We start from the raw sequence: 12253 nt of genomic DNA, 5'->3' as shown, positions 1-12253 counted from the left end.
CCCGCGGAGCGGGATATGCCCCGGCAAGCCGGGGCATAGTGTGCGAATTGCGCAAGCGCAATTCGGATTCCGGCGCAAGCGCCGGAATGGAATTCCGCAAGCGGAATTCTAAAGGCAGGACAATTCGCGCAAGCGCGAATTGCGGGCACCCGCGCAAGCGCGGGTGCTGAGGCTGGCTACGAGGGGAGGTGCATCACGCGCGGGCCTGTGTACGGCTTGGGGTTCCTGCCCACCACCCCCGTAACGGAAGTGACGGGCCGTCGGCCTGACGGGGTGCCGGCCCCACCGCGCCTCCTCAGCTACCGAAACCGGCCGCTCACGTTCATCAATACCCCGCCAGCATACACGTCAGCCCGCACTGCGGGGGCGGAATGCGGCGTCGCATCACCCGAGCGAGCGAACGCGCACCCCGCATGATGCATCATGCAGTGCGACTGTGTAGTGTTTGGAGTCCCGACTGCACCACCCCTGACCCCGGCCAAAAACTTACCGGCTGAATTCAGAATTGCACGGCCTTGAATAGCCCAACCACAGAACGGAAGCCCGATATGGGGATTGCCGAAATTCGACGTGCGGAGGTACGGGAGCTGAATGGCCTTCAAGGCCATTCAGCGAAACCACTCACCGGCCGCGGCCACGCTCCCGTGCTGTTGAGCGTCACAGTCGGCACCACCCGAGACTCAGAGCCGATGGTGCCTTCCACGGCCCGCACGGGAGTCGCTGGGCCGCACGCGAAGCCGCCTCAGCCGCGGAGGGTGCGTGCGCAGGAGCGGGAGGCCGCGTGTGCCGGGTGTCGGCCGCCGGCCGGGGCGCCCGGCGCGTGCGCACCTGGGTGCCCTCCCGTTGGTGCCGTCGGTGGCGGGGTGCCGGGACGGCCCGAGGCCCTGGTGCGGCCTCGCGCGCGCGTGCGTCTTAAGGAAAAGAGGGGGCCTCGCGGAAACATGCTCTGACCTGGGCTTTTCCGGAAGAGTATGTGTCAGCCACAACACATTGACCTGCGGAAATGTGTCCGTGGTGCCACAGTGACACCCGTATTTGCCAACTCAGCTTGTATAAATGTGGAACGTTGCTGGTGGAGACAGGTTTCCCGGAAACACGGCCCGAATCCGCTGTGTCGGCGTCGACACCAAAGCGCCACGCCAGCGTGTACAAATCTGCCAACTGAGCTTGAACAACTGCTAGTGTCCGGCGCGTACCCGCAAGATCGAGGACAGGACCCCCCGTCGATGCCTCCCCAGCCCAAGCGTCCCTCCGCTGGCCGCGGCAAGGGCCGCATTGCTGCCGTTCCGCCCGGTGGTGACAGCGCCTTCCGCGAGACCCTGTCCTCCAGGCTGGGCAAGGACATTAAGCCGCCGACCCGCAAGCGGGCCGTGCAGCAGATGGACGTCAGCGTCCGGTACACGTACCGCGCGCCCCACGACATGTACGGCCGGTCCGGCTACAGCGTGGTCTCCAACGACTTCCTCGCCGACGTCCTGGCGGTGCTCATCGCGCAGCACGGCATGTCGCCGATCCAGTCCGCGGTCCTCCTGTGGTGCATCGGTCGGCAGCGCGAGGGGTGGCTGCGCGCCACGCACAAGAAGATCGCCGACAAGCTGGGGGTGGAGCGGTCGAACGTCACCCGGGCCATTGGCCGCCTGGAGCACTGGCACATGATCCAGCGCGTCGACAACGGGCTGATCTTCGTGAACCCGATGCTCGGCTTCGAGGGCAACGGCGACGTCCAGCGCGAGATTCTGGACGCGCTGCGCGACCCGGAGACCGGGAAGCTGCCCGAGGACGTCTTCCCCGCTCTCAACGCCCCGCGCCCGCCGCGCAGCGTGCAGCTGGAGCTCGGTGTCGAAGATGAGGAAGATGGAGTCGTCGACGAGGAGGGGCAGGCATGCTGATCCAGGCCAGTGCCGGCTTCGGAATGCTGTACCGGCTGGACCTCACCAAGGCCGCCATGGAGCTGCTGAGCGTCCTCATCGAGCGCCAGGAGCCCGGTGGCGAGGTGAACGCCTCCCAGGCCGAGCTGGGGGCGCGTGTGGGCCTGTCCAGGAACTCCGCGAACACCGCGATGGCGCTGCTGGAGAGCCGGAACCTCGTGCTGCGCCCCAAGGACCGCAAGTACCGGACCTACTACCTCCACCCCTACATCGCTTCCTACGCCTCCCAGGAGGAGCTGGAGGACGCGATCGAGGAGGCCGCCGAGCGCATCGAGGCCGGCGAACTGCCCGAGATCACCGCGCCGCTGTACGAGACCGCCCCGCCCAAGCGCCAAGCCCAACCGCTCCGGGCCGTGCGCGCCGCTGGCTGATGCCACCCCTCATCACCCCCGGGCGATAACCGACCGCGAAATGTGCCCCTGCCGCATAGGAATGTGCTGCAGGGGCACATATGTCTGCCCGAGGTGGAGCTCCGGACACAGGTCTGGGGTCAGCGTTTGACGCGGTTGCGAACGGCCAGGACCGCCAGGCCCAGCAGGACCGGTTCGGTCACGCGGGACGCCATCTCGATATAGGTGCCGGCGGTGGTCAGATCCTGTCCGGAGGAGCGGAACACCACCGAGTTGACCGTGACGTTGAGGGCCTTCTCGAAGCGCTCGCCGGTGAGCCTGTCCCTCGGGGGGTTCTGAGGGTCCGTCTTGTCGATCTCGAAAGTGACCCTGCCTCCGCCGGGCGGCACGGTGCCGGTCGCCTCCTGTTTTGGGGAGTCCTTCGGGAGTCCGAAGCCCATCAGCAGCATGATAGTGACGAGCATGGCGGCGGCGAGCCAGCCCAGGGCCCGAGAGGCGCGCAAGCCGTAGCCGGACAGCAACCAATACCCGTGCAGGAGTCCGCGTTCGGCGCGGGAAGTAACAGTGCGGTCGTGGCGGCGCATCTCCATCTCGCCGTAGTAGAAATCCGCCGCCCCCGGCTCGTTCTTGCCGTCTTCGAACGCCTTGCGCAGCGCCCGGTACACCGGTGCCAGCTGTGCCGGCCCAACACCTCCAGCGCCGAAAACTGCCACGTTCCAGCCCTGGACTGCTGTCGGCTGACTCGCGCGCCAGTGGTGCTCTTCGGCGAGCGTGCGGCGCTGGGTGAACCGCACCGGGCGCCCATGCTGCCAGCGCGTGCCGGTTGGGACTGTATCGAAAGAGCAGACGCCTTCCAGGCAGAGCTGGTCCAAGTGCACGGTTCCTGTGAACAAGCATCCCGCGAGTCCGACGTTGGCGAGGACCAGATGAGCCGCGTCCACTCCGCGCAGCGACGCGATGCGCACCGCAGCCTCGGACGACCCGGTAAACGCCTCTTCCGCCAAGCACTGGCCGTCGGGGAGCACGAATGGATCTGGCTCTGCCGTGATAGTGACGGGATATTCGACGACTGCATTAGTGAAATCCGCCGTGGCGTAACGCAGGCGCACCTCAGCCGTCGACAACCAACGAGTCCGCCGACACACCAGACGGCGCGCGGCAAACTCAAGGGTCACCGGGCTGCCGAACACGGCTCCGGACAACGTGATCTGCCCGGCGCACGCCAATGGGCCAAGACTGAGTGCACGTTTGAAGGTCGCCGACCCGAAACTGACGTCGCCTTTGACGGTGATCGCGACGAACTCGACATCGTCCTCGAAGGTTGCCAAGCGGAACCAGGCGCTGCTTTCGAAGGTTGCCCCGCCGAACTTGGCATAGCTTTTGAAGGTTGCCGACCCGAACGCGGTGTGGCTTTTGAAGGTCGCCCAATTGAACCAGACGTCCCACTCGAAGATTGTCCCGCCGAACGAGGCGGTGCGCTTGAAGGTTGTCCAGTGGAAGCTGGTATTGCGCTTGAAGGTTGCCGCATCGAACCCGACACTGCCCTCGAAGGTTGCCCAGCCGAACACGGCGTCGTCCTCGAAGGTCGCCGAATTGAACTGGACATTCCCCTCGAAGGTTGCCCAGCTGAACCGAGCGGCACCAAGGCGGGGGCGCCCGGTAGCAGGGTCGCGAAGGGCAGCGAGAAGGGCGTTCAGAAGGGGTTCGGTGAAGGTGGTGCCGCGATGGTCAATGCCACTGCCGGGGGTCAGGCTTGCCAGGTAGGCGTCGCGGTCGGCGTCGGCCAGGTGGGCAAGGCATGCGGTGTGGCCGGAGACGTGGACGCCCCGGCAACCTACTGGGTCTTCCGGTGTAGGGCCGTGGCCACAGTGCGGCCAATCAGGCGGAGCCAGGGACGGTTCGGGGGTCGGATGTGACATACCCGAAGGACGAGCGAGCACGGCCGAACAGTTGCCGTCCTTGCCGCCGAGACCGCAGCGGCACTGAGATCGTTGCTGCGGCGCGGAACGGCACTGTCGTGCGATCCGACACTGGAAGCGGCGGCCGGGTGCAGCGCGGCCCGAGCAGCGCGTGCAGCACCCGTGGGGCGCCCGGCCCATGCAAATACTGCGCTGCATCCCGAGACCGCCCTGCTGTGCTGCATCCCGAGACCGCCCTGCTGTATCCGGCGACCACCACCAGGAGCACGAGAGGCATCCGGGCAGCAGCACCAGGAGCAGCGTCTACAGCACGGTGCCGTGCAGGGCGCGGCGGTCGCCGGAGATCGCGTAGCGGCGGGCGGCGAGGCCGTGTTCGAGGGGTTCGCCGATCTGGGCGCACAGCAGCGTCAGGGCGTCGGCGGCCTCGATGTCGGAGAGGTAGGCCGGGGCGATTTCGAGCATCAGCTCGCCGATCGCGTGGGTGCTGGCGGCGAGGTCGTCGACGACGCGGTGCAGCGCGGCGATGGTCGGGTCCGCCGGCGGTTCGGCGGGCGGCGGTGTCGGGGCGGTGCGGATGTCGCGGACGGCTTGGCGGACCACGGTGCGCACCGTGGCCTCATCGAGGGCCTGGAGGCCGCTGTGGGCGAGCGTGGTGAGGCGGTGGGTGATCAGCTCCGCGACGTCGCCGCTGCGGCTGGAGACGGCGATCAGGGCGCGCTGGGACAGGCCGTAGTCGAGCGCGGCTGCGGCGGCCGGGGCGTGTCTCGCGTGCGAGACGTCTCGGTGCCGGCGGTGACGGCGCCGTGGATCGCGGTGAGGGAGCGGGCGACGTCGAGGAGCCGGTACGCCTGGGCGCGGCTGATGTCGAACTCCGCGGCGCAGTACGACTCCCAGCTGCTGTGCCCGAGGGGGAGCCAGACGCGGGCGACGTGCGCGTCGCGGACCCGGGCGGCGAGCACCGCCACGGAGCGCCGGACGTCGTCCATCGCCTCACGCAGCCCGGCTGTCATCTCCCGGGCGCGGGCCACGGTCAGCGGCGGCCGCGTCGGTTCGGCGCCCTGCTCCTGGTCCTCGTGCTGCTCGCCCACGACTCCATCGTCCTCCGCGGTGGCGGGCGGCACCAAGGCGCGCGTGACCTTTGACATCGGAGTCGATCTTGGCCGTTCGCCAGGCAAGTCTGACCGGTTGGCTCCGGTCTCTTCCGATGGCGGTGCTTATCCCGGGTACCCGCTCCCCAATCGGGGATGATCAGCTCATCGAGGCGTCTTGCATGTCCGGCTACAACAGGCGGAAACGCGCGGGTTCGGGGATTCCAGGACTGGGGGGATGACGAACCCGGCCGCCTGCCCACCAGTGGAGGCGGCTCGGGGAACGGGTTCCACTGGCCATCAAGCGCCGGGGGCCGGCCAGGTGAAGATCCAAGTGCCCGCGCCGAACGCGACGACCTGCGCGGACAGGCGCAGGTCCTGGCCTGGATCGTCCACGTCTTTGAGCTCGAGAACAGCAAGCTCAAGGAGACCAATGCAGCTCTGGAGCGACAGGTGGCCGCCCAAGCCTCGGTTTCACCGGTGACAGAGTCCAGTGGTCCGGCCTCGGAGGCAGACCGAAGGTCAGTCGGCCGGAAGCCGAGTTGATACCCGCTGGCCTTCTGCCGCGCTTCGCGGGTGGGGGTGAGCAGTTGGGCGCGTCAAGGACCTCGACGGGGAGGTTCCGGTCCCGCCCCGCTCTCTGCGAGACCGGTGAGCAGGACGGCCAGCCAGCATAGGAAGCCGTGGACGCGCATGCCCACGCCGATGTCGTACGGCCACGTGCGCAGGTCGACCACCTGCCGGAGGCCGGCCCACCGGCGATCGGTGTCCCGTAGCCGCAGGTAGGCCCTGGCGACCTCCTCGGCGCTCAAGGAACTGTCCGGGCAGTGGAGGAGGAACTTGCCGTCGGCGCGCTGGGCGAGCCGGAGCCGCGTACGGTCGATGCGCTGCCGGCCGGTCGCGGTGACGCGTACATGGGGTGCGAGGTGCGGGTGGGATGTGCCTCGTCCCGCGTCACCGGGTGCGGCGGAGTCGGCAATCGCGTCCCGCAGTTCGGTAAGGAGGTGCAGCCGTGCGGCGCTGTGTTGTGCAGCCCGGTCTCGGTCGTGGCAGAGGACGAGCCGTCCGCTCGTACCGTTCCGTATTTCTTTGACGCGTACGGTGGGCGTCACACTGCGGTACCGTCCCGGACGGCTCAGCGCCGCTTCGACGTCCGGGACGCGGGTGCCGGGATCGGGCCGGATGACGCGGACCGTTTCCGGTTCGTGCGGCCGAGCGGATGCGTCCGCGTCCTGTCCGGTGTGCTCGTGTATGCGGATGACAGGCGTGGCGGAGAGGTCGATCGGTGGCGGTTCTTCCCCGGAGACCGTGCCGTCGTGCGCGCCCGGTCTGCAGTACAGCGGTATTCCGTCCCGGGTGACGGCCAGTGTGACGGGGACGGTGGCCAGGTGTCCGCCCGGTTCTCGCCCGGTCTCGAAGCAGAGGCTGCTGTCGTGCAGGATCAGCCGGCTGGTGTCCACGTCCGGCCGGGCGGTGACCGCCTGGACGATCCGTCTCTCCAGCTCGCCTCGGCTGTCGTCGATCCAGTTGACGATTCGGGCGAGGGAGCTGTAGTCGATCGTGCCCTCACGCCGGATCCCCTCGATGTCGCAGAGCTGGGCCGACGGCGCGAGGGCTCTGGCCGTGACGAGTGTGAACAGCAGGTGTTCGACGGCCCGTCGGCCGGCCAGGCCGCGGTGGGTGAACGGGGCCAGGTCCAGGATTGTCGTGTCGATGGCGAGGGATCGCCAGAGGTGGTCAAGCGGCCGGGTGCCAGCCCGGAGGGACCCGTAGCTGGCTGGCGCGGGACGGGCGGGGAGTTCCTCCGCCTCCAGGAGTCTGGACAGTGAGCCGATCAGACGGCGGATGGCCGCGTGGTCGAGCCGGTCCTGCCTGCCGAAGGTGTACAGGACCTTCGGGACCGACCGGCCGGCGACCGGGTCCCACTCGTTGTGGGCCAGGTGGAGGTAGCGGACGGTGCCGGACTTGCTCGTCTTCGTGGTGGTCTTCACATACATGGCTACGACCGTTCGAACGGGTGGACCGGTACGTGTCCTGAGGGGCGGCCCGTCAGGCGCCGGCTGCGGACTCGACGGGTTCGGTACGGGCGTCGGGCTCGTCGGTGGGAGGGTTACGGCGGTTCCGGAGGGTGATCCAGACGGTGATCGCCAGCAGTGCCGCCGCGCTGCCCACCGCGGCGGTGAAGGCGCCGTGGACACCGCGGATGGTCACCTCGCTGCCCTGGGTCGACATGCCCTGCATGACCGCGATGAGCCCGGCCGCGCCAGCCGCGCCGAACAACTGCTGGATGGTGCTGAATGTGGCGCTGGCGTCGGGCTGGTGCTCCCGGGAGACCGAGCCGAGGGCGAGGGTCATCAGCGGGGTGAACAGCCCGGCGAAACCGATGTGCAGGATGATGAACGCGGCCGAGAAGGCCACCGGGCCGGCGGATTCAGGGATCTGGGTGAAGGCGACGGTGGCGGCGCCCACGACACAGGCGGCCGGGAGGATGACCCGCGGTGCGCCGTAGCGGTCGTGGAGACGGCCGGACACCGGCGAGAGGATGGCGATCATCGCGCCGCCGGGAAGCATGGCGAGCCCGGTGACGGCCGTGCTGACGCCGAGGACGTTCTGCATGAGCAGCGGGACGATGCTGACCGTCGCGAACAGGATGACGCTGGTGGCCGCGATCGCGGCGATGGCTGTAGTGAAGCCGGTGGAGCCGAAGGTGCGCAGGTCGAGGTAGGCGCGTCCGGTGCGGGCGGTGCGCAGTTGGCGCAGGACGAACGCGGCCAGGACGAGGAGTCCGGCGGCCAGGCAGGGGATTGCGGCCGTCACGTCGCTTTCGACGAGGCTGAGACCGAGGACGATGCCGCCGAAAGCGGGCAGTGACAGGGCGACGGACCACCAGTCGATCGGGACCGGCTCGTGTTTCCCCTGCGGGGGCAGCGAGCGCAGACCGAGCAGGAGGATGAGCAGGGCGACGCCGAGGGCGATCCAGAACACGCCGTGCCAGCCGACTAGGCTGAGGCCGAAGCCGGAGGTGGCGGGGCCGAGGGCGGGGGCGGCACCGACGACGATCGTCGCGGTGCCCATGACGGCACCCCGCCGCTCGGGCGGCACCATGGCGGCGACGGTGGCCATCAGTACGGGCATCATCACCGCGGCGCCGCACGCCTGGACGACACGGGCGACGACAAGCAGGGGGAAGGTGAACGACAGCGCGGCCATCAGGGCACCGACGCTGAACAGGACCATGGCGATGACGAACAACTGCCGGGCGCCCATGCGGCGCAGCAGGAAGCCGCTGGCGGGGATGGCCGTCGCCATGGTCAGCATGTAGGCGCTGGTCACCCACTGCGCGGTGGTGGCGCTGACGTCCAGGTCGCGCATGATCGACGGGACGGCGACGCTGAGGATCGTCTCGTTGAGCACGACGAGGAACGCGCCGCCGACCAGCGGCAGCAGCACCTTCCTCAGCTCCGCCGGGACGGGAGCCGGCTGGGCGGGGTGGGACACGTCCTGGGAGTCCTCTCGGCGGGGCGGTAGCCCGGTGGCGGATGGACGCACGGGCGGGACCGCACGCCCGGCCGTGACGGGCCGGGCGTGCGGCGGTGCGGACTGCAGGCGGTATTACTCGGCGAGTGTTTCGGTCATCCACTTCGCGGAGCGGGTGATGATCTCGCCGAAGTGGTTCGAGAGGATCTCGTAGTGCTGGCCGGGGTACTCGATGAGTTCCTTCGGTTCGGGGATGCGTTCGAACATCTCCCGCGCTTCCTCCACCGGTGCCACGGTGTCCTCGCTGGCGAGGATCATCAGCGTGGGCTGGGTGATGCGCTCGGCGTAGGCGCGGACCTCCATCTCGAAGAGGTGGTCCAGGGTGGAGATGGTGATGGCGTTCTTGAAGCTCGGCAGGCTGTGGATCATGTTCTCGACGAACTCCAGGCCCTCCTCGTCGCTGAACATGACGGGGTCGCCGGGGGCGGGCTCGCCGTGCAGCCGGATGGTCCGGGCCGGTTCTCCCTTCGCCTGGGCCTGACGGTCGACGGGGATCAGCGCTTCCAGCTCCGCGAGGGTGTCGGCGGGCTGGAGCTTACGGGCGCTCCAGCCGCTGACCGGGGGGATGATCGCGCAGACGGCCTTGACGCGGGTGTCGGTGGCGGCGGTGAACAGCGAGTTGGCGCCGCCGATGCTGACGCCCCACAGGCCGATGCGGTCGCCGTCGATGTCGTCGCGCAGGGTCAGGTGGGTGATGATGTGCCGCAGGTCGCGGCACTGCTGCCAGGGGTCGAACATCTGGCGGGGCTCGCCGCCGCTGTAGCCGGTGCAGCGGTGGTCGTAGGTCAGACAGGCCAGGCCCTGCTCGGCGAAGCCCTGGGCCTGGACCTTCATGGACTCGGCCGGTCCGCCCAGGCCGCCCTGGAGGATGACGACGGGCAGCGGGCCCTCTGCGTCGTCGGGGCGGGTCAGCCAGCCGCGCAGGGTGATGTTGTCAACGGTGAACTCGATGTCCTCGACCACGGGCATGGTGCTCTCCAGAAGGTACGTGTGCGTGCGGGGGAGGGTGTGAAAGGGGGTCAGCGGCCGGCAGCGGGGATGTCGTCCGGCAGGAAGTCGGCCTGGCTGAAGGAGCGCGGGTCAGCCGAGGCGCGGAAGATCGGCCAGACCTCCGCGCGCATGGCCTCCTCGTAGGCGGCGAGTTCCGCCGGCAGGTCGCCGCCGCCGTTGACCGTCCGGTCCAGGGCGCCGGCCAGGGCGGCCGCGTCGCGCAGGGCGGTGTTGGCGCCGGAGCCGAAGGAGGGCGGCATCGCGTGGATGGCGTCGCCGAGGAAGGTGACGCGGCCGGTCTCCCAGGTGTCGACGGGCTCCAGACGCCGTACCGACATGGCCGCGAGGGTGGCCCGGTCGGCACGCTCGACCAGCTCGACGACCGCGGGGTGCCAGTCACGGACGGCCCCGCGCATCACGGCGTGCAGTACCTCAGGGCCCGCGCTGAACAGGTCGGGGATGCCGGCGAGGTGGGGACTGCCCACCTGGAAGCCGCAGTTGACCATCATGTACGGCTCGACGTGGTCGATGTCCGCCCCCGGGGCGAGGTCCGCGACGGCCTCGGCGACGGGACGGCGGGGCTGCCAGGCACCGAAGGAGAAGTTCACCCCGTCCGCCGAACCGGCCAGCACGAAGCCGTCGAACAGGGCCTCGGGCAGGGCGGCAACCAGGTCGTCGGTGAGCCGGACACAGCCCGCGATGCCCCGCATGCCGGTGTCGAACGTCGGAACCTCGGGCAGTCGTTGCCGGCGGACCGGGGAGTGGATGCCGTCCGCGGCGACCAGTACGTCACCGGTGGCCGAGGTGCCGTCGGCGAAGAGCAGCCGGACCTGGTCGCCGTCCTCCTCGTAGCCGGTGACCTTGTGGCCGAAGTGGACGATGTCCTCCAGGCCCGTGTGCATGATCTGGCGCAGGGTGCGCCGGTTGACCGCGGTGTGGGGGCGGTCGGGATCGTTCGGCGGTCCGATGTGCGGACGGGCGCCGAGTTCCTCGCACTGGCTGTCCAACATGACGAACGCCTCACGGCGCGGCTTGACCCGCGAGGTCTGCATATACAGCTCGTACAGATTCCCCGGAAGGCACTCCTTGAGCGCTCCACCGCCGGTGGCGTTCATGTGCAGCCGGTATCCGGTGCGCGTGATGTCCGGAGTCGCCTCATAGACGGCGCAGCTTATTCCGGCCTTCTTCAATCCTTGCGCCAGACAGAGGCCCCCTATTCCTCCGCCGGCTATGAGAACGTGAAACGAGGACATCGGCGTCCCTGCCCTTCTGGTACTTTCCACGCGTTGATGCGGCGGGCACGACACCCTGCCATAAATGCGGAGTCCGGTGCCGCTTCGTCCCTGGACTCGCGGTGCCCTAGTCTTGCCGGGCGTTATTCCATCAGGGAAGCTGAATTCGCTGATGTCCGTTATAGATGAAGCCGATGCCCTACGAAAGGGTGGGACATGAGCCTGGACCTCAACCTGCTCGTCTCCCTGGACGCCCTGCTTCAGGAGCGCAGCGTGACGCGAGCCGCCCAGCGCCTGGGCCTGAGCCAGCCGAGCCTGAGCGCCGCGCTGGCCCGGCTGCGCCGGCACTTCGACGACGAACTCCTGACCCGCGTGGGCAACTCCTACGAGCTGACCGCCCTGGGCGAGCGGCTCGCCGAGCAGACCTCACTCGCACTGAGCTGGACGGACCGGGTCTTCCAGACCCGCGCCGACTTCGACCCCGGAGAGTCGGAGCACGAGTTCACCCTCGTCGTGGCCGACTGTCATCTGCCAGTCTTCGGACGGGTCCTGGCCGACCTCGTCCAGCGGCAGGCGCCAGGGGTACGGCTGACGTTCCAGCACAGCACCGCCCAGTTCGTGCAACGGGCCTCCGACCAGCTCCGCGCCGTGGACGCGATCGTGCTGCCGCAGGGGATCCTGGTGAACATGCCCATGCTGCAGCTCTACCGGGACCGCTGGGTGTGCGTGGTCTCCTCCGACACGGCCGACCGCCCGCTGGACCTGGAGGAACTGTCCAGCCGCCCGTGGGTCTCCGCCTACCAGCACCCCTTCTCGGCGCTGTCCACGATGCCGCGCCTGGCCCAGGAGGGCGTGCACATACAGTCCTCGATCAGCACGGAGGACTTCCTGTCCGTGCCCCATCTGGTACGCGGCACCAACCGCATCGGCCTGATGCCCGAGCGCGTCGCCCGGCTGCACCCGGCCGGCCAGGGCATCACCGTCGCCGCTCTTCCCTTCGAGCTGGGTGACCTGTTGGAGTCCCTGTGGTGGCATCCCGCTCACGAGCGGGACCCGGCCCACACCTGGTTGCGCGACATGGCCTCGCGGGCAGGACGGATCGTGGAACAGTCCTGAGCGCGTGCCGGTCCACCGCACGCCACGGGCGGCACTCGATGAAACACTTGCGTTTCATCGAGGGCCGCTCTAGTTTGCGTACGGGACTGTTTC

Annotated in this window: 10 protein-coding genes; 3 read left to right on the top strand and 7 right to left on the bottom strand. The window is 68.8% G+C overall.

Annotated features, from left to right (window positions below):
* Positions 1-1226: 1226 nt before the first annotated feature.
* Both ACZ4W9_RS35460 and ACZ4W9_RS35455 read left to right on the top strand, forming a co-directional pair.
* Positions 1227-1889, top strand: a complete 663-nt coding sequence (locus ACZ4W9_RS35460; protein ID WP_467942703.1) for a replication/maintenance protein RepL — start codon at positions 1227-1229, stop codon at positions 1887-1889.
* Positions 1883-2299: a hypothetical protein gene (locus tag ACZ4W9_RS35455; protein WP_467942701.1), complete on the top strand. Its 417-nt coding sequence runs from the start codon at positions 1883-1885 to the stop codon at positions 2297-2299. The genes ACZ4W9_RS35460 and ACZ4W9_RS35455 overlap by 7 nt, the downstream gene beginning before the upstream one ends.
* 119 nt (positions 2300-2418) lie before the next feature.
* On the opposite strand, the gene ACZ4W9_RS35450 is transcribed toward ACZ4W9_RS35455, so the two are convergent.
* The 7 genes from ACZ4W9_RS35450 to ACZ4W9_RS35420 form a co-directional block, all read right to left on the bottom strand.
* On the bottom strand, positions 2419-4197 hold the full coding sequence (locus tag ACZ4W9_RS35450; protein ID WP_467942699.1) for a pentapeptide repeat-containing protein: 1779 nt from the start codon (positions 4195-4197) through the stop codon (positions 2419-2421).
* Positions 4198-4500: 303 nt separating this feature from the next.
* Positions 4501-4797: a hypothetical protein gene (locus tag ACZ4W9_RS35445; RefSeq protein WP_467942697.1), complete on the bottom strand. Its 297-nt coding sequence runs from the start codon at positions 4795-4797 to the stop codon at positions 4501-4503.
* Between the two features lie 107 nt (positions 4798-4904).
* Positions 4905-5342 (bottom strand): hypothetical protein, encoded by a 438-nt coding sequence (locus ACZ4W9_RS35440; RefSeq protein ID WP_467942695.1) that lies wholly within the window; start codon positions 5340-5342, stop codon positions 4905-4907.
* 542 nt (positions 5343-5884) lie between these two features.
* A complete protein-coding gene (locus ACZ4W9_RS35435; RefSeq protein ID WP_467942693.1) occupies positions 5885-7282 on the bottom strand; it encodes a transposase in 1398 nt (465 codons plus the stop codon).
* 52 nt (positions 7283-7334) lie between these two features.
* Entirely contained in the window at positions 7335-8783 is a 1449-nt protein-coding gene (locus tag ACZ4W9_RS35430; protein WP_467942691.1) for a DHA2 family efflux MFS transporter permease subunit, read from the bottom strand.
* A gap of 114 nt (positions 8784-8897) precedes the next feature.
* Complete coding sequence (locus ACZ4W9_RS35425) at positions 8898-9791, bottom strand: alpha/beta hydrolase (protein ID WP_467942689.1); 894 nt, start codon at positions 9789-9791, stop codon at positions 8898-8900.
* A gap of 50 nt (positions 9792-9841) precedes the next feature.
* Entirely contained in the window at positions 9842-11065 is a 1224-nt protein-coding gene (locus ACZ4W9_RS35420) for an FAD-dependent oxidoreductase (RefSeq protein ID WP_467942687.1), read from the bottom strand.
* Between the two features lie 195 nt (positions 11066-11260).
* Between ACZ4W9_RS35420 and ACZ4W9_RS35415 the strand changes: the two genes are divergently transcribed.
* A complete protein-coding gene (locus tag ACZ4W9_RS35415; protein WP_467942685.1) occupies positions 11261-12160 on the top strand; it encodes a LysR family transcriptional regulator in 900 nt (299 codons plus the stop codon).
* The last annotated feature ends 93 nt before the right edge of the window (positions 12161-12253 follow it).

The sequence above is a fragment of the Streptomyces sp. NPDC029296 genome (genome assembly GCF_055569255.1).
The sequence above is the reverse complement of the archived record's forward strand: the minus strand, read 5'-3'. Positions and strand labels throughout refer to the sequence as shown.